This is a genomic window from Desulfosporosinus sp. Tol-M2, assembly GCF_059735615.1.
Window position 1 is genome coordinate 1 of sequence record NZ_JCAIJG010000068.1, and the last position, 25744, is coordinate 25744.

At 45.0% G+C, this 25744-nt stretch carries 20 protein-coding genes; all 20 read right to left on the reverse strand.

The annotated features are described in order from the left end of the window. Nucleotides 1–185 (reverse strand): type II toxin-antitoxin system HicA family toxin (locus AC6I5A_RS04780; protein ID WP_034612394.1); only part of this gene is annotated, 185 nt, incomplete at its 3' end. Between the two features lie 231 nt (nt 186–416). After that, nucleotides 417–1046, reverse strand: a complete 630-nt coding sequence (locus AC6I5A_RS04785; RefSeq protein WP_034612396.1) for a cysteine peptidase family C39 domain-containing protein — start codon at nt 1044–1046, stop codon at nt 417–419. A 547-nt stretch (nt 1047–1593) separates the two neighbouring features. Further along, nucleotides 1594–2631, reverse strand: a complete 1038-nt coding sequence (locus tag AC6I5A_RS04790; RefSeq protein ID WP_497900499.1) for a tyrosine-type recombinase/integrase — start codon at nt 2629–2631, stop codon at nt 1594–1596. Between the two features lie 362 nt (nt 2632–2993). Beyond that, complete coding sequence (gene tnpA / locus AC6I5A_RS04795) at nt 2994–3425, reverse strand: IS200/IS605 family transposase (RefSeq protein WP_034612398.1); 432 nt, start codon at nt 3423–3425, stop codon at nt 2994–2996. 273 nt (nt 3426–3698) lie between these two features. Further along, nucleotides 3699–4247, reverse strand: a complete 549-nt coding sequence (gene scpB / locus AC6I5A_RS04800; RefSeq protein ID WP_034612400.1) for an SMC-Scp complex subunit ScpB — start codon at nt 4245–4247, stop codon at nt 3699–3701. Between the two features lie 5 nt (nt 4248–4252). Then, nucleotides 4253–5020, reverse strand: coding sequence for a segregation and condensation protein A (locus AC6I5A_RS04805; protein ID WP_034612402.1), 768 nt, complete (start codon nt 5018–5020; stop codon nt 4253–4255). After that, a complete protein-coding gene (gene trpS, locus AC6I5A_RS04810) occupies nt 5021–5995 on the reverse strand; it encodes a tryptophan--tRNA ligase (protein WP_034612403.1) in 975 nt (324 codons plus the stop codon). A 76-nt stretch (nt 5996–6071) separates the two neighbouring features. Beyond that, complete coding sequence (locus AC6I5A_RS04815; protein WP_034612407.1) at nt 6072–6722, reverse strand: site-2 protease family protein; 651 nt, start codon at nt 6720–6722, stop codon at nt 6072–6074. Nucleotides 6723–6736: 14 nt separating this feature from the next. Continuing rightward, the gene (locus AC6I5A_RS04820) at nt 6737–9289 is read right to left on the reverse strand and encodes a CBS domain-containing protein (RefSeq protein WP_034612409.1); all 2553 of its coding nucleotides are present in this window, start codon (nt 9287–9289) and stop codon (nt 6737–6739) included. Between the two features lie 262 nt (nt 9290–9551). After that, nucleotides 9552–9893: a hypothetical protein gene (locus AC6I5A_RS04825; protein WP_034612411.1), complete on the reverse strand. Its 342-nt coding sequence runs from the start codon at nt 9891–9893 to the stop codon at nt 9552–9554. A gap of 255 nt (nt 9894–10148) precedes the next feature. After that, on the reverse strand, nt 10149–11222 hold the full coding sequence (locus tag AC6I5A_RS04830; RefSeq protein ID WP_034612413.1) for an LCP family protein: 1074 nt from the start codon (nt 11220–11222) through the stop codon (nt 10149–10151). A 714-nt stretch (nt 11223–11936) separates the two neighbouring features. Continuing rightward, nucleotides 11937–13250: a diaminopimelate decarboxylase gene (gene lysA / locus AC6I5A_RS04835; protein WP_034612456.1), complete on the reverse strand. Its 1314-nt coding sequence runs from the start codon at nt 13248–13250 to the stop codon at nt 11937–11939. A gap of 319 nt (nt 13251–13569) precedes the next feature. Beyond that, the gene (locus tag AC6I5A_RS04840; RefSeq protein ID WP_052167902.1) at nt 13570–18555 is read right to left on the reverse strand and encodes a leucine-rich repeat protein; all 4986 of its coding nucleotides are present in this window, start codon (nt 18553–18555) and stop codon (nt 13570–13572) included. Between the two features lie 313 nt (nt 18556–18868). Next, complete coding sequence (locus AC6I5A_RS04845; RefSeq protein ID WP_034612415.1) at nt 18869–19894, reverse strand: acyl-CoA dehydratase activase; 1026 nt, start codon at nt 19892–19894, stop codon at nt 18869–18871. After that, a complete protein-coding gene (locus AC6I5A_RS04850; protein WP_034612417.1) occupies nt 19881–21029 on the reverse strand; it encodes an acyl-CoA dehydratase activase-related protein in 1149 nt (382 codons plus the stop codon). Before AC6I5A_RS04850 ends, AC6I5A_RS04845 begins: the two co-directional genes overlap by 14 nt. Next, complete coding sequence (locus tag AC6I5A_RS04855; protein ID WP_034612419.1) at nt 20971–22011, reverse strand: acyl-CoA dehydratase activase-related protein; 1041 nt, start codon at nt 22009–22011, stop codon at nt 20971–20973. Before AC6I5A_RS04855 ends, AC6I5A_RS04850 begins: the two co-directional genes overlap by 59 nt. 117 nt (nt 22012–22128) lie before the next feature. Further along, a complete protein-coding gene (locus AC6I5A_RS04860) occupies nt 22129–23607 on the reverse strand; it encodes a spore germination protein (protein ID WP_034612420.1) in 1479 nt (492 codons plus the stop codon). A 198-nt stretch (nt 23608–23805) separates the two neighbouring features. Continuing rightward, on the reverse strand, nt 23806–24168 hold the full coding sequence (spoVAE, locus tag AC6I5A_RS04865; RefSeq protein WP_034612423.1) for a stage V sporulation protein AE: 363 nt from the start codon (nt 24166–24168) through the stop codon (nt 23806–23808). A 15-nt stretch (nt 24169–24183) separates the two neighbouring features. Then, the gene (spoVAD, locus tag AC6I5A_RS04870; RefSeq protein WP_034612426.1) at nt 24184–25191 is read right to left on the reverse strand and encodes a stage V sporulation protein AD; all 1008 of its coding nucleotides are present in this window, start codon (nt 25189–25191) and stop codon (nt 24184–24186) included. A 78-nt stretch (nt 25192–25269) separates the two neighbouring features. Then, on the reverse strand, nt 25270–25737 hold the full coding sequence (spoVAC, locus tag AC6I5A_RS04875) for a stage V sporulation protein AC (protein ID WP_034612429.1): 468 nt from the start codon (nt 25735–25737) through the stop codon (nt 25270–25272). Nucleotides 25738–25744 lie beyond the last annotated feature (7 nt).

The window sequence follows — 25744 nt, forward strand, 5'->3', positions numbered from 1 at the left end:
TTTGCACCATTAGGTTGAATGTTTATTATTTCATCTAGTCCATCCTTATAGAAAATATGATGACTTCCGTTTATCCGTTCTTTAAATTCAAAATGAAACAGTACTTTACAAAGGTCAGTAAAATCGATATCCTTATCTTTCGTTCCACACAATATCCTAATTAATATCTTTTCAAATTGACCCATTTCATCGAGCCTCCTGCAAATACTATTATACCAGTTTTTGTAACGCAGTTCTCAAAAATGTATTGCTACATAAATATATGCGGAAAAACTAAAAAGTAATGCTTCAAATAATCCGCGCATGGACGCGCGACGGTCTTTGCGTACGGTTTCGTAGAACGTCCCGAGGGTTTGCGACGTCGGGTTACTACATTCATATTCTCTCCGATGTCGCAAACCCTCTGTTAGGTGGAGTCACAACGTTTCCCCCACCGTTATATAAACGTGATTGAATACGGGTAGTCCATTGCTCCACCATTTCAAAAAATAGTCATTTGTCATAGTCCTATTCCCTGGCAATTCTGAGTTTTCGTCATTCCCTTTGTTAGAATCGACGAAATAAAGCTCACTTTTGTCGTCATCAAATCCTACTAAAGTCATGTAATGCTGCCAAAAGAGCCCATTTCCAACCAATACAATAATCGGTGTTCTCCCTTGTACAAGTCTTGCCTTGAGTGAAGACAGATTCCCTTCATAAATCATTGGTTTTAGTCCTTGGGACTGAAGATATGAAATTACTCCTTTCGGCAAAACATACCCTGAAATAGGGATTTTGAAAGGAATCTTAGCATAAACCTCTATTCCTTTAGCTTGTTTGCCTGAGTTTCTTAAAACAAAAGCAGTAGAGTATGCTGCACACTGATTTTTGCCTTGGAGTTCGAAGTCAGTATATATAGGTACATCAAACCTCTTCTGAGGGGCAGATGGAATAGTGTCGCTATTTGGAAACGGTGATAAAAGATATATCGTCCCAACCAAAAGAAAACACATAATCGTTACTAATACAAACCACTTTATCCTTGCTCGGAAAATTATTGACCCCATATCCACCTCCGAAATTGTGATTTCACCTAACGTGGTGGCGGGTTCCCGAAGTTCCCACGAAGTGGGAATTTGGGCATCAGCCGGGAACCCGGCTGATAGGCGACGTCGCGAGCGTCAAGCGCGAGCGAGCAGGTCGCCGTGCCCCGGGAACCCGCCACCACGATAGACCGGACGAGCGAGCGCGCGAGCGATGTCCGGCCTATCAACGGATTACCGACACACGTCGCAGATCCATTAAAAACAGTTGGTATCTGCGACATGTGTCGGATATATCTCCTTTATTCTCCGGTGCTTCCCCCACTAATCCAATCAAAGGGACTTCTAATGTGTCGGATGTCCTTTTCAGTCACATGAGTATAAATTTTATGACTTGCTTGTCATAAGATTTATGCCCGGGCAGACAGTGAGATGAAACGCAAAGCTATTGAAAATGCGTATCCGGATTTAGTGCCTCACGGACTACCAAACTGGGAGGAAGACGGCAACTTAATGAGATGGTTAAATTCACTATGCGAGTAAAAAATTATGGGGAGTGTTTTCACATAAATTAAGCTGTTCTAGGAGATTTTTGTGTTATACTCTCCATAATCTGGGGCTCTACATAATGGCGTAAGGAATGTACAGATACACTTTTTCTAATCTCGGCTTTATCCCGTGCATTTTCAAAGATTCTTTGCACGGTTCGTTCTGTTATGTGGCAATTAGGAGGCTCCCCTGGAAAAACCCAATCGGCCACGTTGTAAGTAGTGATGTACGTTTGTAATGCCTCAATGGCACCCCCAGACAAGACAGTATACCGATCCTTCTTCCCCTTACCCTGTCTTACATATATCAGCATTCTACTGTGATCAATGTCCCCAATCTTAAGGTTTACAACTTCACTCACCCTCAAGCCAGCTGAATAGGTTGATATTAGTATAGCCCGGTGCTTAATATTCTTTACGGTGTTTAGTATTTGAAGTACTTCCTGCTGGCTGAGAACATCTGGCAACTTATGTTCTTTCTTAGGTCGAGGCAATCGTTCGGTAGCACCTTTAAGACCCAAAACTTTTGTTTGTAGAAACTTCAGAGCACTTAATGTTTGGTTGACATACGCATGGGATTTGCCCCTTTCTCTCAATAAATAATGCAGAAAGTCCCGAACATCCTCATTCGTGGAATCAGCTAAATCCTTTTTCAGAAAAACTTGATAACGGTATATTTGTCCCACATAAGCTTTAATAGTTTTATCACTATATCCACGTAATTCAAGTTCCTTCCGAACCAGAAGGAGTAGTTCCGACGTTCGGTCAGACATAGAGTGCAAAGATCCTTTTGTTTCTTTCGTATTGCCCAATTGATCAGTCTCATATGTGAAGTTACTATCTTTGGTCAGGATAGATGATTCAAAACAAACTTCCTCTGCAAAAACTCGGGTTAAATACTTTACCGTTTCCTCCGTGTAAGGAACTGCCCAATAGCTGTCAGTAGGATACCAGCGTCTCCCCTTAATCGTCTTAATCTTACTCACTTGGTCTAGTGAAAAAGGGCTTGTGAAACTGATCCGGAGTTCTGTATTATTTACATTTTTCACGAATACCGGCAATCACCTCGCCCCCTTTCCCTAGTAGCTCTGGGTTATTATGCTATATAAATTCTACACAGTTTGAGTAACTCCTTCTCAAACTGTCAACAATAGAGCAATTTTCCTGATTATGTATCTACTCTTCCGAGAAACCTTCTGGTCACCTATCTATCATAAAAATCAAAGGATAAGTCTTAGTACGGATCTACGTTTAAGGCACGTCAAAACGTACAATATACCGACATTATTCTCAAAACTTACTCAAACACTAAACAACCACCGGCTAAAGCCGGAGGGTTTTAAGCGGACTGAAAGTCCGAATAAGGCTAAAGCCCGCTAAAAGCTACCGTTGGCTAAATGCCAACTAAAGTCTACGACTAAACTCATGTGTCTATTTTAAAGTTTTCCTCGTCACCGTCGGTTTGCTGGTTTTCGATATAATCTCTGATTATCTGATCTGTGACAGTTCCCACTGTTGCACAAAAATACCCTCGTGCCCAAAGGTGTTGACCACAATATCTTTTTTTAAGATGAGGAAATTCTTCTTGAAGCAACCTTGATGATCGTCCCTTGAGGTACTGCGCTATTTTTGACGATGCAAGTTGTGGTGGACACTCGATCAGAAGATGGATATGCTCTTTACCAATACTACCTTTCATTATCGTTATCCCTCGGCTTAGACAACTTTGCCGGATTAATTCTCGTAATCTTAATCCAACTTCATTATTCAGAACTTGGTATCGATACTTCGTTACCCATACTAAATGGTACTTTATGTCGTATACCGCGTGGCTACCTCTTTGATAATCGGCCATATCACTCACCTCTTAGGAGAATGATATCCAGTTGTTCGAAAAGTTATCATGCTAAAGCTGTTCGCCTAAAGGCGAAGGTTTGAACCTGGCACTTGGAAAATAAAAAGCCATTAATACTATTTATTAACGACTTTTCGCTATTCGTTGCTCAACTTGCCGAAAGGGGTACTTTCATCTGTAGGGCGGAACACAGGCCCCTTCCCGGGTTTCCTCAATCGCTTGTGCTCTTGTTCAGCCAGAAGGGTCATCTTTGAGTGTTGTAACGCGAAGTCCCTACTCCAACGCGCTCGCCACCTCATCCTCACTAACCAAACCTAGTTCAAGGCTAGGCAAATCATCTAAGGAAGGCAAGCCGAAATGAAGAAGGAACTGTTCTGTTGTAGCGTAAAGGATGGGTCGCCCCGGTCCGTCCTTGCGACCCACATCTTTCACTAATCCTTTTTCCACTAACGTCGCCAAAGCCCGTTCAGATTGAACTCCTCTGATAAAATCTATTTCTCCACGGGTCACAGGCTGTTTATAAGCAATGATCGAAAGCACTTCAAGTGCCGCATTGGAGAGGGCATGCGAAGGTTGTTTATAGAGAATTTCGACATAGCGGGCGACTTCAGGCTTGGTGCCTAGTATATATCCGCCATTGATTTCGAGGAGTTTCAAGCCGCAGGAATCTACTGTATATCGATTTCGCAGCTCGTGCAGCAGTTCTTCTATCTTCAACCGGTTCAACTCCAGAATCTCCCCGAGCAGTTCAACCGTTAGCGGATCTTTGGCTACAAATAAAAGGGCTTCTAACGCCGCCGTTTCCGGTTCGCGAAACAGCATCTTATTTACTCCTCTTCCGTGAATTCCCATGCTTTCTGCGTAGGAAAGATCATTATATCCCTCAGCATTGTCAGTTGTTCGGAGCGGACTTTTCCGGATTGCAGAAGTTCCAACACCGCAAGGAAAGAGACCACCATTTCCATGCGCGATCCGATCCGCATGAGCTGATAAAAACGCATCCCTTTCGGATGGAGAAGAACCCGGCGCAAAACATCCGCCAGCATCACATCAATTGCAATCTCTTCCGGTTCAATATACTGGATTTTCTCCCCTTTTTCGGCACGTTCGATCACCCTACAAAACGCTTGCCAGAGATCATCGAAGGATACCCCCTTGAGTGGGTCCTCCGGTTTGACATCCGCCAGTAACCCCTCAACGTCAACCTCACGGCAGTAAGGTCGTCCAGAAGAGGTTTCTAACGCCGCTAACACCTGTGCCGCCTGCTTGAACGTCCGATAAGCCAGTAAGCGTTCCGCCAGTTCCTGCCGCAGGTCTTCTTCCCCTGCCTGACCTTGTTCATTTTGCGGAGGTTTCGGCAAAAGTTCCCTTGACTTAATATAAAGCAATTGGGCCGCCAGGACCAGGAATTCGGTGGTGACTTCCATGTCCATAAGCCCCATCTGTCGTACGGTTTCCACAAACTGGTCAGCAATACGCGCAATCGGGATATCATAGATATCGACTTTTTCTTGTTGAATAAGGGTTAACAGCAAATCAAGCGGGCCCTTATAAGCAGGAAGTTCCACCTGCGGAACGGTTTTCTCGCTTTCCATTTACAGCCCCATGACAGAGCGTACTTCTTTCATTGTCTCCGCAGCTGTTACCCGAGCACGTTCGGCACCTTCTGCGAGGACCTTCTCCACGCGGCCTGATTCCCCCCAATAGTCCCGCCGCTCCCTAAACGGTCTCAATAACTTCTCCAAATTCTCCGCCAGGTGGCGTTTACAAGCGACACAACCGACTTTTCCCGCGCGGCAATTTTCTTCCACTTCAGCAACTTCCGGGGTGTAAATCTGATGAAACTTATCCACGATGCAAACTTCCGGGTGTCCTGGGTCATCTTTCCGAAGCCGAGCCGGATCAGTAATCATTTGTTGGACCCGCGTTTTGACCTCCTCAGGAGATGCCGCTAGGGAAATGGCATTATTATAACTTTTACTCATTTTCCGCCCGTCAACTCCCGGCAAGAGAGGCACTTTACCCACTAAACCCTGCGGTTCCGGAAATACCGTTCCGAAAAGATGATTAAAACGACGGGCTACTTCCCGACTAAGCTCAATATGCGGAAGCTGGTCTTCCCCAACCGGCACTACATTTGCTTTATAAACTAAAATATCCGCTGCCTGTAAGAGAGGATATCCTAAGAACCCATATGTACCCAGGTCTTTCCCCTGTTGACTCAATTGTTGAATTTGATCTTTATACGTAGGAACACGTTCCAGCCAGGACAAGGGTGTAAACATGGAAAACAGCAAATGAAGTTCGGCATGCTCTTTGACCTGAGACTGGATAAAGACAGCGCTTTTCTGGGGATCAATTCCCACACTGAGCCAATCTAAAGCAATTTCCCGTCGTAAACTGGGATAGTTTAAACGGTCTTCATACGCTGTCGTCAAGGCATGCAGATCCACGATGGAATAGTAACACTCATAGTCATTCTGAAGGGCAACCCAGTTCTGGATGACGCTTAGGTGCCCAATATGCAGCGACCCTGTCGGACGCATCCCACTTAATATTCTACCTTTCATACCGAACACTCCTTTTTGTAAACTTGTCCTCGCTTATCAACAACGTTTATTAATTATCCTGATTATATGAACCCAATTACCCTAGAAAAGGAGTTAAGATCAGACTGATGATCTTCTGGTAAACGATAAATATCCCTATCACTACAGGCGAGAGGATTTTACTTAGAATATTCGTAAAAAGAAAAACCATTAAAATAATCATCCCATACTGCTCCAGCACATGAAGCTGCGGAGTGAAGCGCGCAGGCAGTATTCCTCCGAGAACAGCAAATCCGTCAAGCGGAGGAATCGGCAAGAGATTAAAAACTCCCAAGCCCAGATTCATAAACACCGTGGATTGAAAGATAAGCAATATAATGCTGCTCCATTCTGAGCCTTGAAGCCATTGCAAGGTCAGAAACCATAAGAACATCACAATAAATGCCATAATTAAATTCATGCCTGGACCAGCCAAAGCAACCAGCATATGCCCCCGTCTTTTATCTCCCCGGTAATACTGGGGATTGGTCATCACTGGTTTAGCCCATCCGAATCGAAATAAGAGAGCCATGAGCGTGCCAAAGAAATCTAAATGCGCGATAGGGTTCAAAGTTAGACGTCCCTGACTACGGGGTGTCGGGTCTCCTAACCGGTCAGCGACCCAACCATGAGCATACTCATGAAAGGCAAATCCGATTAATAATGCCGGAACATTAGCTATCAGTGTCGGTATATCAAAACCAAACAAATTCCATCCTCCTTCTAACGACGCAAAGTATTAACCCACTCTCGAGCCATGTCCTTCTCTTCTTCGATAGTACTTATGCGGCCTTCAAGCCAAGCCCTGCGCACTCGATCAAGAATTACACCGATCTCCGGTCCTTCTTGAACACCCATCTGCAGAAGTGCCCTTCCATCTAAAGACATCTTAATTCTTTGGCTGGCCTCGAGACATTTCCTAATCAGCTTATTAAAGCGGTCATCCTGAGCTAAAACCAAAACTACTCCCTTTGGGACTTTATTGAGTAATCTGTCCATCTCACTCAGAGTCAATGGTTCCTTTAAAGCCTCGCGTAGACGCACATAGGTCAGGGTATCATCCCGCAGGGATTTGTTGAGGCATACTCGCTCAAGCAATTTTTCAATAGTTGGCGAGTCCATTTTAGAAATTGAAACTAACCAACGCATCTGCAACGACCGATTAGCACTGTCCTCGGCTTCATCTAAGTTAAAGTTCCAATCGTAATCTTCACCAAACCACGCCTTTAACAAACCAGTGCTGATTAAGGCCCGACCCATAGCCTGATAATTTTTTTCTTTGAAGATGAGCAGGATTTCCTCTGTAAAACGTTCAATACTCAGCCTAGAAAGGACTCCCGACTCTAGCGCAGTATATATAGCCTCCTCAGTTTCTTTGGCTAACATAAATTGATAACGTTCTGAGAAACGTATTGCCCTTAGCATCCGAGTAGGGTCATCTATAAAGCTAATATTATGCAAGAAACGAATTTTTTTTTGCTGTAAATCCCGCTTCCCGCCATAATAATCCACGAGTTCCCCAAAACGCCCGGCATTCAAACAGATGGCCATGGAATTGATAGTAAAGTCGCGTCGAAAGAGGTCATCGCGCAGGCAGGATTCCTCGACTTGAGGTAGTGCTCCGGGGGAGGAATAATATTCCCAGCGCGTACTGGCTACGTCAAGATGACTCCCATCGGGAAAAACAATCCGGGCCGTTCCAAACTTAATATGCTCAGTGAGTTTCCCGTCCGGCAAGCGTTTTAACAATGCTTTGGCAAATTGACCACCACTACCTTCGACGATAAAATCCAGATCTTGAGTGGGGGAAAAGAGGAGCAAATCCCTGACAAATCCTCCTACAATATAAACGGAGCACCCTTCTTCCTGGGCAGTATCTCGTACAGCTTCAAGGAGCTTCCGTTTCTCTGCCGGGAGACCTTCTATCAAATCCAAAATATCCTGACGCATGGCGACGCTACGTTCGCGAACAAGTTGCGTTTCCATAGGAACCGGACCTCCATGAACGAAACGCAAAACATCCGATCGGGAAACAATTCCAACGACATTTCCATCTTCAACCACTGGGAGACGCCCAATATCATGCTGCACCATCAGACGCTGGACTTCATCCCAAGGGGCCTCTGCTTCTACCGTAATCACCCGTGTAGTCATAAAACCCTTCACTGGTGCATGTTTCAGACCGTGTTTAATCGATTTTTCCACATCCCGCCGGGAAATAATCCCCACTAAATGCTTATCTTCAATGACAGGTACTCCTGTATGCCCATAACGCAATAGAATTTGTTCAACCTCACCAAGCGGCGTCTCCGGGGTCACGGTCTTCACGGGATAACTCATCATGTCACGCACCAGATGAGGGCGTATAGCGCGACTCCGAAGCCCTTGACGCAGTTGTTGCAAGATTACCGGGATTTCAGCGTTTTTAATAGTCGCTGAAGCAGACCTCGTATGGCCCGCCCCACCAAATATCCGTACTAACCCATCGACGGGCAAACCTCTCCTTCTGGAACGGCCCACGACGTATACCCGATTCTCCATTTTGACTAACAAAAACCAGGTATCAGCGCTTTCAAGCTCCCCTATTTGATGAGCCAGTAAAGAAAGCCCTCCGACATAGTCTTCTGTCTCAGCATACGCAAGATACACAGGCAAGCCATCAAATAATTCGGTCTGCCCTTGGTCCAGTAATTGTTGCAAGAGTTCTTTTTGTTCTTCAGCAAGCGGTCTTCGTAAATATTGGGCAATAACCCCTAAATTCGCTCCTTGCCCTAATAAATAAACCACAGCCTGAACATCACGTACTGTGGTACTATCAAACAATAAGCTTCCAGTATCGTCATAGATTCCGATGGCAATCAAAGTCGCTTCAAAACCACTTAAGGGCAACCCCAGCGCTGCCAATTTTTCAACAAGGATTGTTGCGCACGCACCAACCGTTTCAATAACCATACCCGGTTTGAGTTCTCCAGAATAAGGATGGTGGTCATAAATTTCCACCTGAACGCTAGGAAGCTTAGCCACCTTTTCGCCCAACAAACCCGCACGACGCAGTTCATGGGTATCTACAAGAATAATCCGAGATACTTCGTCCATATTAATATCCTGAGCTCTGTAAAACCGCAATTGATCCTTAGATAGTGCCAAAAAATCTTGAACATAGACGTTAGGTTTTCCGTCCATGACCAACACACTGTTCGGGTAAATTTTTTGGGCAGCCACCATTGACGCCAGAGCATCAAAATCGAGTTGGCGATGAGCCAAAATGATATCCATAGCAACATCCTCAAATTCCTTATCATCAGGATTTTATTAAATTATACCATCATCTGCCTGTTTACAGCAACTTCAAGAGCTCTATGCCATTATTCATTACTCCTAGCGATGGTATCGGTTTAACGGGCTGGCTTCCGACCTGAATAAAAAGATTTTTATTCATCAGTGGTACCGCACAGCGGCATAGGGCTTCTGACTGGTAAAAAAAGAAACATCAAAACCGTTCCGGCTTGATGTCCTAATCCAATGAAAATGGAGCTCCTTAGATGCTGGTGTTAATTTCTTCCGTTGCTTGTTCAATCTCCTGCGGGGACATCCCGTCTTTTCCCAGATGGAACTTAATTGCATCTCTCCAAAAACCACATTTAGCGCTTATCTTTTTAAACGCTTTGGCCGTGGTTTTACTCCCCTTTGCTCTAGCATCTGCATTGGATTGAACAACCGAACAAATATAGAGTGCTTTAACGCGAGCGTCCTTATCAAGATCGTTAAACGTTTGGTTCAGTTCTGAAATCAGTTGGCGATAATACTCCGCAAACTCCTCAAAAGGGATTTCCGTTTCCATTTGTAAGTACTCTTTTAACTTTTCTAGCAGCTTCTCCAATGTACACCCTCCAAAAATTCCTCCATATAACAACCTCATGTATTTTATAACTGTTTCTTCAAAAAGACAAGAGCATCTGTTATTGCAGCCACTTATTCTTCCGAAAAAAATCATCACTACCAGGAAGATGAGGAACTATACTATCTCATAATGCGGGTTTCAATTCCTCGCGTTTTAGTTTATGTAGAAAAGAAGTATCCAAAGAATAAGGCTGGGAGCATATCAATGAATATGCTTCAGCCTTATTCCCTAACGCTAAATTCCGAACGTGCTGCTGGTTTTTCCCTCTTCGAAAAGCTTCTTAACAACAGCGCGTGACTTCTCAGGGTTAACTTTCCAGTAACTTATATTGTTTTCGGTGAGGAAATTACCCGGTAAGGTTTGGGATGATATCTCTGGATTTTTATTACGTAGCAAATAATTCGACATCGCCCATAATTGAGCTATTGAAAGGTTAGTTTCCACTGATTTGGCGATTTGAGGGACAATCCAGGGTAACTTGGGAACTGTCTTAACTTGCAGAAATTCATTCCCTATTGCTTTTATAATTGCCTGCTGCCGCGCCGTCCTTGATATGTCCGCCAAGGCATCTTGACGGAACCTGGCATATTGCAAAGCCTGTGCTCCATCTAATCGTTGAGTTCCTTTTTTGAGATTTATCACGCCGTCTGATAAGTCTCCGGTAACATAATACATATTTTTTTCAATATTGAGTGTTATTCCTCCCAGTGTATCAATAATCGACTTAAATCCATTAAAATTTGTGATAACGTAACCGTCAATAGACTGGCCTATTAAACCTTCGATTAAAGCTGTTGTTGTATTAATTCCTTTACCAACTCGTGCAGCAGCATTAATTTTTCCCTTTCCATAGCCCGGCACAGTAACTTGGGTATCTCGAGGGATGGAAAGGATAGCAACTTTACCGTTCAGGGTATTAACACTGGCTACTAAAAGAGTATCCGTATTACTGAGCGTTGTATCACCGGGTCGACGATCTACCCCAACTAATAGAACCGTAAACCGTTCCCCTTTAAAGTTGGATACCGGCTCGTTGTTTGGCTCAGGGTAATCTGGCTCTACTACAGAGTTATCCGAGCGTTCTCCAGAGTCGTCCTCACTCGCCCTGGTTTGTTCTTGAGCTTGCTCCCAGTACACTTCATACTCAATTGGATTAATGATCGGTTTTTTTTCATTTCCTACTACTTGACTCACCAGGACGGCACCTAAAACCAAACTGATTCCTAGAAATAACCCCAGTAGCATGGCTTTATTGTGGGTTGTTAAGACCCGGAGAATTGTTCGGCCATAGGATTTATTTTCCTGCATCCGAGTCCACTCCATTTCCAAAGCTTTCTTATTTCTTTTTCTTCTCTTTAGAATCAATCAATCTCCATCAAAATATTCAAAGCAAAATATGAAATATTTAGAAACGTAAAAGTTTTTGTTGATTAAGTGGCTTTTCCAATCCCATTCTTCATTTCTTCTCCAGGTACCACCACGCCGTTATTTACATATACTGCCAATATAAGTATCCGGGCTTAAGAAAGGGGGACTGACATTGAACCCTGGATACCCTGGTGTACCGGTATTACGAAGTTCTCTACTCTTCCATCATAATACCGGACTTAACTGTCCCACCTATAATCCTGCCCAACCACGGGGCGCTCAATTAACCACTAACTTATATTTCCCCCATCCTTCTTCGCCCCCTATTACCCAATCTTATCCCTACTACTCTGCCATGCCTCATTCTATGGTTCCTTCACTGGCACCCTTCTCGCCTTATTCTATCCCTCCAGTCACGTATGCTTCGACCGTCTCCTCGAAAGGATTGGGCACCATCCTGATTGCAACTCTTATGTTGGTGGCCCTGGATCTTGTGATTGTTCGCCCACAGAAATGCGAAAAAAGGACCCGCAAGCGTTAAATAACGCACACGGTCCTTTTTCCTGCTAATCAGAAAGTTTAATTGATAATCAGCGAAGGCTTAGCTCTAACCTGGTTTTCTATATGGGCATCTTACCGGCTTGCCCGTTGTAACTACTTCAAGCGCGCAGGCAGAACATCATTGCGCAGTAAGTCCGAATGAGTTTCACGTCTTACGATCACATCGGCATGACCGCCCGCCACTAGAACCACCCCCGGCCTTGTAAGCCGATTATAATTCGAGGACATGGAATAGTTATAAGCACCCGTACAAGAAACAGCCAATAGATCACCCGATATAGCTTTGGGCAAATCAATATCCAAAATCAACATATCTCCGGATTCACAACACTTTCCGGTAACGGAAACCGATTCAACTGTTTCTTCACTAGCGCGGTTGGCAAGAACTGCCTCGTAACGTGCTTGATATAGTGCAAGTCGCGGATTGTCTGTCATACCCCCATCCACTGCAATATATTTCCGGATCTCGGGAATCTCTTTGATGGAACCTACGGTATAGAGTGTGGTTCCTGCTGTTCCTACGATCGAACGTCCCGGCTCAATAATAATTTTTGGACGCGGAAACTTCTGATCCCGACAAGCATCCTCCAAAGCAGCCTGCACTGTTTTGGCATAATCCGTAATCTGAGCAGGCTCATCCCCGGACGCGTAATAAATCCCAAATCCTCCGCCAAGGTTAAGCTCTTGCAGCAGGTAACCGATACGCACATGAATATCTGACATATAGCCAATCATTATCTGAACCTCATGCCGGAAGGAATCTAATTCAAAGATTTGTGACCCGATATGAGCATGAATCCCTTCTACTACGAGAAAGGGACAGGATAATGCTAAATCCAGCGCCCGGTCTGCTGTACCGTCTGATAAGGTAAAACCAAACTTAGAATCGATCTGACCTGTCCGAATGTACTCATGGGTATGCGCTTCAATCCCTGGTGTCACCCGAAGGAGGATATTGACTCTTTGATTCAAATCTTCCGCCAGCTCATTTAATATACTCATCTCATGAAAATTATCTACGACAATCCTACCAACACCAGCGTTTATTGCCATTGTCAGTTCTTCACGAGATTTATTATTGCCATGAAAGTAAATTCGCGCAGCCGGGAAATTGGCCTGAAGAGCAGTATAAAGTTCCCCTCCGGAGACAACATCTAAGCCTAGTCCTTCTTCATCAATAATCCGGCACATGGCCAGCGTTGAAAACGCTTTCGAAGCATAAATAACCTCCGCATTTTCCATGCCCTTCACGAACGAACCCTGGTACTGTTGGCAAATGTCCCGAATATGGGCTTCATCCATGATGTAAAGCGGCGTCCCAAATTTTTTAGCTAATTCTACAGTGTCACAGCCGCCAATTTCTAAATGTCCTTGCTCATTCACCAATTGTGTACCGTGCAGTCTCATTTCCTCTTCCTCTCTTTCTATATATAAGCTATTCAGAAAGAATAAAAATGGCAACAGAAGGAGGTCCTCTGTTGCCATAGGCTTATCTATTACCACTACCACAACTTTCTCCATGATACACTTGCGATCCAAACCCCTAATATATTTTTCGAAAGATGAGAATTATTAAGATTCGTTAATAATAACAGAATTATTGACACAGGTCAACCATTTTTTATGGCATCCTGAATATATATTGCCCCCCATTAATCTCAAATAGATGATAAGCACCACTTTCCATTTAAGATCTGGAAAGTGGTGCCATGCTAGTTTCGTTCTATTATCGTGAAACTAACTGGAATGAATCATCTCTTAATCCAACCAGGTACTGCATTAAGACTATTACATCTTTAATGCTTGGTCTTAATACACCTGAGACAGGTTCTGGAGGTAAGATAGAAGCCATATTTATCAGATTTACCTGTTCCAGATCCGCTCCTGCATTTCTCAACCCAGCCAAGTACTGTAGACCGGCAACCGCATCAGCAATATTGGGTTGGGTTTCAGGACCTTCATTATAAATTTTACCACGGTGGAATTCCAGATCAGAAGGATTATCAACGCAAATTTGATTATTATCTGGATCCCTTACATTAATAAAATGCACCTGCAGGCTTGTCACATCAAGCGCAGACCCGATTAAGGTAATTGGCAAGAAGAAAAGCTTGTTATAATTAGATGTTCCAATAGCTACCGCATCGGCAATATACACTTTACCTGCTACTGAATCAACATTCTTAATGAATTGACCTAAGTGTGCTTCATCAAGTACATCTAGGATGGCTACTTTAGTCGGATCAAAGTCTACTTTGATTTGGTAACCAGCAACGTTTGGATTAATCGTGTTGCCGTTTTGATCCTTGATGTTCTCAAGACCGACAAATATTCCGACACTGTCCCCATCTTCTGGATTGATCCCAATCTGAACTAGTGGTGTGGCGCTATAATCCGTAATTAACAGATTAGTCAAGCTTATATCTTGTGTTAACAACTGTCCTACAGTTATATGAATAGTAACAGGAATTGCATTTGCATAGGGATTGTTACTCCCACAGGCATCCGCTACCAACAAATAGTCACCTGTTGGTATATTCCCGCCCAGCATAAATGACCCGTCATTGTTTATACCTGTACCACAAAGATCATCTCCGCTGTTATCCAGCCTTCTTAATTTTACATAGACATCTGAGTTATCCCCACGGATAAAGGCACTGCCGTCTGGCTGCAGCACCCTACCGGTAATGAGCGGTATACTGCCTTGCTGGATATCCAGCGGTACTACAGAAAATGCCATAGTGGTATCGGTTGGATCAAAGAGCCAAAATGCTTTAACCAGCAACTGATAGTTTCCACTTTCCCAAGTTAGGTCAATCGGTATCTCCTGCTCACGGGATTGGCCAGGACCATACCCCCAAAATCCCACGACACTGCCGTTCGGAGCCCTTAGCACTGCATCCCAGACAACAGGACCACCTTCATTAAATAATACTTTAACTGTCGGAGGAGCCGCACTGCTGTATGAACAAAGCTCCTCTCCTTGGTATGAAAGATGAATCCCCTCTACACCAAAATTAATCATACCTTCCCATTGACCCAGATCCAGTGGTTTACCTAGTGTCTGAGGAACAATAAACACCGGGGTCTCTACAGGATCAAGGCCATTAACATAACTATTTGTCGTTCGATCATATATTTTCTCTTCCAGCTTAAAGCTCAGACTATCGCCTGAAGCAAAACTAAAACCATGACCCAGTGACAAAACCAGTTTATTACCCCCCGACCATCCGAAACATACTTCCCCATCAAAAATATCTTTTTTTAGAACTGTCCACTCATTCTCATTTTTCTTTAAGGAAATACTGCCTCTAATCTTATCAACACCCGGATACTTCCATGTATCCAATGTATTCTGATCAAAACTAACCGCAATAGTCTGCCGCTGTGGGTTGGCCTCAGTTATCTTAACTGCGGCAGGGATGATGTCAACGTGCGAAGAGATCCCTAAAATGGGGGGATAGTCACTGATGACCGGAATATCCTGCCCCTTGATACTTGTTAAATATCCGCCAAATGCAAATGACTTAGCTTCATCATCAAGATTAATGAAGCTCCCCCCTTTAAGGGCGAAAATCCCACTACCCCCTGCTCCGGACAATGATCGGAAATGCACCCGTAGCAGTTTCCCGTAACCGCTTAAACCAACTGTATCACCTTGAGGACCTGTTAACTCAACATAAACCCCATCCGCTCCTTGTGAACCTTGCTGCAACGTCCAGCCGCTCGCCGGAATAAGCTCCCCGGGCACAACTTCTAATACCTCCAGCCGATCAGAATCATAGGCTATATAACCCTGGAAAGAAGCAAGGTTAGTTACCGGAGACATTAGTTTACCGCTATGGTCATTTTGTTCAATATTAATTGAAGCCCAAAAATCATCTCCGGCATTTATCTGCAAGGAAGGTCCGTCCTCTTCCCTTTCCACATCAAAACTGGTCAGACTTATATCCTGCACAACAGTGATTTTAATCCCCAGACTGATATTTACGTTTTGTACGTTTATCGGATTTGTTAAGTGCCCGTAAATTACATATTCACCTGGCGTATTTCCATCATAACATCCCGGTGCCCATGTAATGTCGCAGTCAGAAACTGTCGTTGGAAGGTTAAGGTTCTCATAAGCTGTGCCTACTATTACCGTTTTACCCTCAAGCGCCGTTATTGTATTGTCTGCAATTTTAGCATTTGCACCCGCCCCCTCAAGGTATACACTCATAGCCATATCCGGCATTATTATGCATGCTGTCCCTATTAAGTCTTCGGAATAAAGACATACATCATTATTTCCTGAACCTGTTATCGATACAATGCTGCTTACTATTTCCACTAAACCACCCAGATGAACCGATATTACTGTGCTATTATCTCCACTTGCCGTAATTGTTCCGGCAGAAATTTTAATATAACCGCCGTTTGAGGCATAAACACAAGTGCTTTTTAAGCCTGTGGCATTTATCGTCGCTGGGCCACTTATTTCGGCCTTACCACAGCCAAAGGCAACCAAACCTGTACTTTCCTCACCCGCCGCAACAACGGTTCCGCCGGAGAAGCGTACCACACAGTCTCGCTCTCCTTCGTCTTGTATATTATTGCCATTTTCATCGAGAAAACCAGTTGACTGGGCATTAATACCTATACCTTCAGTTCCTGTAACGGTTATTGTCCCGCCAGATATGGTTGCTTGGGCATACACATCTTCACCGACAATATTGACACCGCGATATTTAGCGGCTATGGTTCCCCCTGAAATGAATCCATCTCCTCCTAAGCCAATTTCCACGCCAATACCGTTATCGCCCGTGGCACTAATCGTTGTTCCATCCAGTATTGTAACACTGCTGCCATGTGATGCTTCAAGCGCGTGTCCGTTTTGACCATTTGCATTAATAACTACCGAAGCGCCGCCGACGGTAATATTGGAGCAACCATAGGCGGAAACGCCCACACCATCCTGCTCATTAGCATTAATGGTACATGCATTAATGTGGCCAGAGGCACCACCTCTGACATAAACACCGTAACCCTCTTTACCTGTAATGTTAATAGTACCACCATCTAAGGTAGCCGAAGCAGGAAGGTTTTCACCGTTTATGTCGATACCGATTCCGCAGTCACCGTTTACGGTGATTGTCCCGCCTGAAATAGTAACCTCGCTGAATTTGCGGGCATATATGCCGAAACGGGCATTACAGGCGGCATCACCAGCGATAATCGCACCGCTCGTCATCGAAAAACTGCTGCCCTTGTTTGTCCATGTTCCATGTAAATATACTGCTGCACCCTGGGATGCATTTGACTTCACAGTTCCGCCTGTTATCTTAATAAACCCGCCGCCATCTGCAGCAACAACACCATATTTATGGTCATTGAAGTTGCTGTCGTTAAAACCGTCGCCTTCAATTGTTACATTACTGCCTACCTCCAGGCTGTCCTTCGTATCGTCTGTTACAATTCGGTATTTCCCGGCATGTATTGTTACAGATTTCTCCGCAGAGAGTGTGAGCACTCCATCAAGGGCAATGTCTCCGTGAAGCGTCATTTCACCTCCGGTTGCTTTTATGCTGTCAAACTCAGTTGTAAACTCTTCTAAATTATCAGGAACGCAACCCACGTTCACAGGTGCCCCAAAGTCGTAGCCCGTCTTCGCAGCCGTAACCGTGTACGTTTGGCCTGCACACAAAGCTGCACTTATCTCATAAGTTGCTCCGCTGTCTGATGTTGTCGCACCTGTAATGGTTACAGATTGATTCGAACTATCAAGAAGCGTGAAGTTGCTTGCTGTTAAGCCCGTCAATGCCGGGTTTAAGGCTACAGTAAATCCTGTGGGGGCTGGATTACTCACCGTCAACGTTTCGGATATCGGCGCAGTAGGAGCTATAACTTCGAACGTTCTGTTATATTTCGTAGCGTAATCTTTTGCGGTAGATGGGTCATAGCCTATAATCTTTGTCGCGGCTGGTATTGTGTCTGCGCTATCATATATTGCTGTTGTTGCTGAGTTAATCGTAATACTCGTTAAGCTTGTGCATAAGTAAAAAGCATATTCGCCAATACTTGTTATTCCTTTCGGAATACTAATACTTGTTAAGCCTATGCAATCGTCAAAAGTCCACCCTCCGATACTTGTTACCCCTTGCGGGATGCTTATTGTTGTTAAACCATAGCAACCGGCAAAAGCACAGATGCCGATACTTGTTACTCCTTCCGGGATGCTCATACTTGTTAAGCCTGTGCAATCGGCAAAAGCAGAGTCGTCGATACTTGTTACTCCTTGTGGAATGCTTACTGTAGTTAATCTTGCGGGACACACAATTAAAATAGTCCCTGCTTTGTTATAAAGCACGCCGTCAATACTTTTGTAGAATAAATTATCTGCAGCTACTGTAATAGCAGTTAAGCCATAGCAATAGGCAAAAGCCCCGTGGCCGATACTTGTTACTCCTTGTGGAATGCTAATACTTGTTAAGCCTGCGCCATAAAAAGCCGCATCGCCAATGCTTGTCACAGGAAATCCGCCTAAAGTACTTGGTATTGTAACATCTCCTCCAGCCCCTGTGTACCCCGTTATTTGGGTTTCGCCTGCTGTTGCAGTATATGTGTAATCCCCGCTTTGGTCTGCTTGTACTTGACTGCTACAACACAATAAAATAGCCATCATCATTAGGCTGATCAGAAATGTATTTACTTTGCTAATTTTTAATATCCTCATGTTATGAGCCATTCCTTTCGCTGTGCTCAAGGCACTAGAATTTAAGGAAAGTGTTTTCCCCAAGGTACATTATTCTACACAGCAACAGTTATTCCTTCTTAATTCTTGGGACTTGAAGATAAATTTGGTACTTTTTGATCATAAAAAAAGGACTTGGCAGTATCAATTCTAACCAAGTCCAGCAAGCTATTATATTGGGTTTCTCAGTCACTCCCCAAATCCTCTCGTTCGGCAAAGTATATGCCTGCCGACTATTTATCCATGTGCTAAGAATGATCCACGAACTTCGAACCTCGATTCTCGCACTTCACACTTAGGCCCTCTTTTGTTCGCCTTGACGTTCCGTAATACGGATGCCATCGCTGTCACCGGCAACAATCGACCATTTTCCACAGCGATCTCCCCACATGGCCAAACTCTTCCCATCCTGCATGATTTTTACAACCTCACAACGATTTGAGCACCCGGCGCACTCAAAGCTTTGTGCTTGGAATTGAGTTTCACCCAGGTGTAAACCGCGAAATTTAGTCCTTGTTTCAGCTTGCATTCCCACTTTTTCCTGGGCTAAGTAGGCTGCTCCTAAGGCACCCATAACTCCATAATGTTCCGGTACAATTACCGGTTGACCTAACTCATCTTCAAATGCTTTACTTATTCCGGGGTTCGCCGCCACTCCGCCCTGGAAGAAGATCGGGCCGCGTATATCTTTGTTTTTCCCTACATTATTGAGATAATTCCGCACCATCGCCTTACATAATCCAGCTAAAATATCTTGCAGTGAATGCCCCAGCTGTTGTTTGTGAATCATATCTGATTCCGCAAATACTGAACAACGCCCGGCAATCTGCACCGGATGCTTTGCTTGCAGAGCCAGTGGACCGAACTCTTCAATTAAAATGCCTAACCTTGCTGCCTGCTGATCGAGAAACGACCCCGTTCCGGCTGCACAGACGGTATTCATGGCAAAATCAGCAACGACACCATCCCTGAGGATGATGATTTTCGAGTCCTGCCCGCCAATCTCCAGAATAGTCTGCACCTCAGGATTCATTCGCGAAGCTGCGACAGCATGAGCGGTAATTTCGTTTTTCACGACATCAGCACCTAATAAGGTACCCGCCAGCTGACGCGCGCTCCCTGTAGCTCCAACACCAATGATTTCATCAGAGTTCCCCATTTTAGAGCGCAACAGCTTAATCCCCTCTTGAATTGTTTGCATAGGACGACCTTGAGTTCTTAGATATAGAGCCTCCTTTAACGTATTGTCTGATTGCAATAGTACTATATTCGTACTGACTGACCCAACGTCGACCCCCAGAAAGTACTTATCTTGCCCCAATGCTTAGCACGTCCCCTCTTTTGTGTTCAATTCCTGGTTCAATGTTTGCCCTTTCCAGCAGATCCACGAACGCCTCTAACCGCGTTTGCAGCCCGGCCTGTCCGGTATGTTCATCGACGATAAGCGTCATAATCGGCACTTTGTACGCTTCTTGTACTTTTGGTAAAACACTGGCTGCCACAATCTCCGGCATGCAAGATAACGGGAAAATTTGGATGATCCCATCAAAGCCTTCCTGTGCAAATTTCACGGCAGCTCCAACCGTTTCCTGACCATGCCCCCCAACAAAATGTGGCAAATAGGGTTTTGCATGACCCGAATAGGATTTGATTGATCGATATCCCTGAGTCAGACCTTGAAATATATGATTTCCAATCCACCCTGAGAGGTAAATCGAACGATCCACTTCCACACCTAAACGCCCTATCTCTTCCTCTAAACCCACTGAGGTAAAGGGATCTAAGATTGTATAAATCTCCCCGATAATCCCTATGCGCAAAGGTTTGCAAAACCGTTCGGAAGGGTTTAGCCCCGCTTGACGTTCCCGAATACTTTCCTGCACCCAGCGAACTGTATCCTTAACACCAATATCAGTCATAGTCTGCGCAATGCGTGTTTTGGCATCTTCATACAATTTCTCCGTTTCCCTCGGATCAGGTAACCTCGGCCTTGCTGCATGAATCAGATCTTCAACTCGGTCTAAGGCGACACTTTTCAAATAGGCGAATCGTATAGCCCGGAGAATCTTTACCCAGGAATTCTTCGATCCGGCTAAATAGCGGATACGCCCCGCCAGCCCAAGCAAGCTTCCATCAGGCGGCTCAAGAGTCACCATATCATAAGCATATCCCGCATCTTGAAGGATCTGCCGTTCCACTTCACCATAATAACCAAAACGGCAGGGACCGATCCCCCCAGTAATCACAATCGTGTCCGCACCTTCATTCGCCGCTTCAATATAATTACCCAGATTTAATTTTAAGGGCAGACAAGCGGATTCTGGCGCCAACCTTGTGCCTAATTGCATGGTTCGTTTACTGTTGATTGGTGGGATTACCACTTCAACATTGAGTGATTCAAAGAGAGTTTGAATCACTATCCAGGTGTTCCCCATGTGCGGAAACGTAACCTTCATGGACCTTCCTCCTTTCGACCATATCTAAAAAGGCTTCCAGACGAGTAACAAGGCCTGCCTCTCCACTGTGTTCGTCAAGGGTGATCATCATATATGGTTTATGTGTTTCCCGGGCGGAACTCGCTAATAGTCCCTGCACTATAGAGTCGGTTCCACATCCAAAGCACGATAAATAGATGATCCCATCAATATCAGGATCGGTAATAAACTTTTTCCCTGCTCCAAAAATTTGCTTAGCGTGATTCCAAAATATCTTTTTGCGTAACCCTGACAAATGATTATTAACCTCTTCCAAGTTAACGTTTTGGACCAATTCCACTTCCGCCTTTTTGCGCAGTCGCCTAAGCAGGTTCAGGTTAGCATAGGGTTCTTGCGTAAGGTAGGAATGCCCTACTAAAGCAATTCTAAGGCGACCTGGCTCATTGAGAGGCACAGTATCCTTTTGAGAGCTCGCGATCCTCTTCGCAGTACTCTCTATCTGAGGCAGGTTCTTCTCAAAATCCCATCCTGACCCATTGGAATCCTGATAACGTTTTTGCCATTCTTGGCCCAGGGTAAAGGCTTTCCGAATATCCGCCCTGCCCTTACCTAACTGAAGCCCCAAGACCTGAAGATCTTTCAGGACCTGACGTTTCCCCTTCCGCCAATTTACGGTTACAGTCAAGACCGGGATTCCGGGAGGAACGGCAGGCAGCAGGCTTTCCGGAATCCCCAGGAATTTTGGACAACTGTAGGTGTTTGCCTCAACACTGACCATACGGGGCAAAAAAATGGCATCGACGTCTTCAAGCGCTTGGATATGTCCTGCCAGCAACTTAATGGGTAAGCAAGTATCGTCGCTGACCCTTCTTAAACCCTGTTCCATAATTTGGCGATGTGTAGGCGGAGAGGTCACTACCTTAATATCCAATGCCGAAAAAAATCCAGACCAGAATGGAAAATAATCATAATAAAAGAGTGCTCGCGGAAACCCGATTTTCACAATTTTTGCATCCTTTCGTGTATAAAAGATATACCAAGTGTGTTGTTATTGGACTAAAAAACCACATCCACTTGAACTTCGATATTCGAACCTCGTGCCTCGAACTTCGCACCTCGATTACGGCTGACGGTCTTGATCTTGTGGTTTTAAAATACTCGGGCGTTGGTTTTTAATAGGTACAGGAGAGCGCACCAGAACCGCCCCCAATGCTTTAATATCCATAGGAAGGAGTGGCCAGAGATAAGGTACGCCAAACGATTCTGTCCGCCATAAAAGAAAGAACCACATAGCCGCGCCTATCCCAAACCCTGGAAAGTTCAAGAGACCTGTCATCAGTATGAGAAACAAGCGCGCCAAGCGGTTAGCTAAACCCAATTCATAGCTGGGAGTCGCAAACGTTCCCACCGCGGCAATAGCCATGTACACCACTACCTCCGGGATAAACAGTCCCACTTTAATTGCGATATCCCCAAACATAAAGGCGGCAATCAAACCCAAGGCCGACGCCAAGGGGCTCGGTGTATGAATGGTGGCCATACGTAAAAGGTCCACCCCGAACTCAGCCATCAAGACTTGGGCAAGTAATGGTATTTTCGTTGGTTGAATAGGGCTGATAAACTGAAGCCAGTCCGGCAGTAATTGTGGATTTAAGGCTGCACCAAGCCAAAGAGGAAGTAGAAAGACCGCAGCAAAGATTCCTCCAAATCGTATCCAACGAAGATAAGCCCCTACACTCGGCTCCTGTCTGTATTCCTCGGCATGCTGGACATGACTCCAAAACGTCGCAGGCGCAATCATGACCGAGGGAGAAGTATCAACAAGCATGACGACATACCCTTGAAGCAGATGAATAGCCGCAACATCCGGACGTTCAGTATAGCGCACTCGGGGATAAGGATTCCAGTACTTGCTTCCAAGGATAAATTCTTCGACACTTTTTTCCGCCATGGGAATCCCATCAATCTTAATAGCCTGAATTTCTTTGTGAAGTTCTTTCACCAACTCTAAGTTCGTAACATCTTCAATATAGGAAATACATACATCCGTTTTCGAACGTCCTCCCACTTGGACCAGCTTCATGCGTAGTTTCGGATCACGTAAGCGTCGACGGATCAAGGCCGTATTCACGACCAGTGTTTCCGTGAATCCGTCACGAGAACCCCGAGTGACACGCTCAATATCCGGTTCCTGAGGCTGACGAGCAGGATACGCCCTGACATCAACAATTATTGCTCTATCTTGTCCCTCCACAAGAATCGCCATTGGGCCTGACAAAACAAAATAGAACACCTTATCCATCGTTTTTACTTCAGATACCTGTAGATTTACGATGTTTCCTTTGACTAATTTATCCAGTGAATTGACAATCAAATCCGAACGTTCTAAGCCAACGAGCACCTCTAATATGTAACTGACCACATGTGAATCGACCAATCCATTGACTGAATAAATCGCCACCCGTTTACCACCAATGGACATCTCCCGCAGGACAATATCAAAGCTATCCGGAACCCCTAATTGCCGATTTATGTAATCCACATTTTTTTGATAGGCTTTACTCACGGGAACGTTTTTTTCACTCGCATTAGAATCCATGCATCACAACCCCTTATCGAAGTTCGAGGTTCGAGGTTCGATCTTTGAACATCGAAATGGCCTTTGTCGTGGTTCAAAGTTCGTAGTTTGTTATTCGTACTTTGAGTATCGAAATGAGCCGGTCATAGTTTACCGATCGTACCACGAATATCGAATATCGAATATCGAATATCGAATATCGAATATCGAACATCGAAATTACCCTTTGGGGTTAAACGTAACAGCCATCAAATACCCGAAAAACACTGCCGCCGCAATCCCAACCGCCGTTGCTTCCACACCGCCGGAAAAAGCACCAATGATACCCCGTTCTCCAACCGCCTCCATTGCCCCTTTGGAAAGATTATACCCAAAGCCTGATAAGGGAATTGTGGCCCCTGCTCCTCCAATTTTCACCAATGGTTCATACAGCCCCAACGCCCCAAGGATCGCTCCTCCTGTCACAAAGAAGACAAGCACATGCGCCGGCGTAAACTTTGGTTCTGTCAAGTCCATAAGAAGTTGTCCAATAACACAAACTATCCCTCCGACAATAAAAGCTGGAATAATCATCTCAAACAAACGTACTCACCCCCTTCACGCCTCTATAACCACGGCATGCCCAATACCGGGGATAGATTCTCCTTGCAGCGACGATGTTGGGCTATGCAAAGCGCCACTGCCCACCAGCAAGACTCGCCTTAACTCTCCAACTTTAATCCTTTGCATAATATTCCCGGCGAAAACCACCGCTGAACAACCACATCCACTGCCTCCGGCATGAACATCCTGGCTGGCATCGTAAATCATAACCCCACAATCCGTAAATCCCGTGCCCATATCTATGCCACTTTTCTTAAGTACTTCCCCAGAGAGCCCTAATCCAACCGCGCCTAGATCCCCCGAGGCAATCAGGTTATAATCCTCCGGTTTGCGCTGCAAATCACGGAGGTGATTTAGGATTGTTTCCGCAACCCCCGGGGCCATGGCTGCACCCATGTTATTGACATCAGATTGAGCATAGTCCACAACTCTTCCGATCGTTGCTGAGGTAATTCGCGGCCCAGTCCCACTCTTTCCAAGGAGCAAACTTCCCGCTCCGGTCACCGTCCACTGTGCACTCATAGCCCTTTGTGCACCCTGTTCCGTCGGCAACCGGTACTGCCGTTCTGCCGTATCATGGTGGCTGGATGCCCCGACAAGAACATTACGAGCGAATCCTCCGTCAATTAGCATGCTCCCAACAGCCAAGCCCAAAGCCATCGTGGAACAAGCTCCATATAACCCGATATAAGGCAAAGCCATTTGCCGCGCGGCAAAATTAGAGGAGATGATTTGATTAAGCAAATCCCCCGCTAACATAAAATCAATTTGCTCCTCAGGAATGCCGGCTTGATCAATAGCCCCCTGCAGCGCCTCCTGAAGCATTTTACTCTCCGCAAACTCCCAGGATTTTTCACCGTTTAGTTGGTCTTTCCAGACCTTGCTAAATGTTTTTCCGAGAGGACCTTGCCCTTCTTTAGGACCCACCACAGAATAAGACGATAAAATAACCGGTGGGTTGCTAAACACCACGGTCTGATTTCCCTTACGTTTCAAATTCATGCCTTTATCCCACCTTCATAAAACCAACAAATATTTGAGTTTTTCGTGCTTGTCATGTAAGGCGCCTACCCCAGATGTTTAGTGTAAAAGAAAATATGCGATTCCTATTACAATCGATGTGGCAACCCCGTACACAAGAACAGGACCCGCAACCGTAAACAACTTTGCTCCAACACCCAGCACATAACCTTCCCGCTTATATTCCATAGCCGGTGAAACAATAGAATTGGCAAACCCAGTGACCGGAACGATGGAACCGGCTCCTCCAAATTTTCCAATTTCATCATAAATTCCTAAGCCTGTTAAAAACGCACCTATAAAAATCATCGTCGCGGTTGCCGCAGTCGATGCTTCAATACGTGCCAACCCGAAGGTCACATATAGATTAATAATAACCTGGCCGATCGCGCAAATAATTCCTCCAACGGCAAAAGCCCGTACCACGTTTTTAACAATAGTGGGCTTGGGCGTAAATTGCTGCGCTAGCGGTTTATATTGCTCAGGGGTTACAGCAATCGTAGGCTTACGTAAAGACTGCTTAGCCACACCCTAA

Coding starts and splice junctions, on each gene's coding strand:
- AC6I5A_RS04805 (WP_034612402.1), bottom strand. CDS start 5,020: ATGGAAAGCGAGAAAACCGTTCCGCAGGTGGAACTTCCTGCTTATAAG.
- lysA (WP_034612456.1), bottom strand. CDS start 13,250: ATGAGACTGCACGGTACACAATTGGTGAATGAGCAAGGACATTTAGAA.
- scpB (WP_034612400.1), bottom strand. CDS start 4,247: ATGCTGTTTCGCGAACCGGAAACGGCGGCGTTAGAAGCCCTTTTATTT.
- tnpA (WP_034612398.1), bottom strand. CDS start 3,425: ATGGCCGATTATCAAAGAGGTAGCCACGCGGTATACGACATAAAGTAC.
- AC6I5A_RS04830 (WP_034612413.1), bottom strand. CDS start 11,222: ATGCAGGAAAATAAATCCTATGGCCGAACAATTCTCCGGGTCTTAACA.
- AC6I5A_RS04850 (WP_034612417.1), bottom strand. CDS start 21,029: ATGAAGGTTACGTTTCCGCACATGGGGAACACCTGGATAGTGATTCAA.
- trpS (WP_034612403.1), bottom strand. CDS start 5,995: ATGAAAGGTAGAATATTAAGTGGGATGCGTCCGACAGGGTCGCTGCAT.
- AC6I5A_RS04860 (WP_034612420.1), bottom strand. CDS start 23,607: ATGGATTCTAATGCGAGTGAAAAAAACGTTCCCGTGAGTAAAGCCTAT.
- AC6I5A_RS04840 (WP_052167902.1), bottom strand. CDS start 18,555: ATGAGGATATTAAAAATTAGCAAAGTAAATACATTTCTGATCAGCCTA.
- AC6I5A_RS04785 (WP_034612396.1), bottom strand. CDS start 1,046: ATGGGGTCAATAATTTTCCGAGCAAGGATAAAGTGGTTTGTATTAGTA.
- spoVAD (WP_034612426.1), bottom strand. CDS start 25,191: ATGAATTTGAAACGTAAGGGAAATCAGACCGTGGTGTTTAGCAACCCA.
- AC6I5A_RS04820 (WP_034612409.1), bottom strand. CDS start 9,289: ATGGATATCATTTTGGCTCATCGCCAACTCGATTTTGATGCTCTGGCG.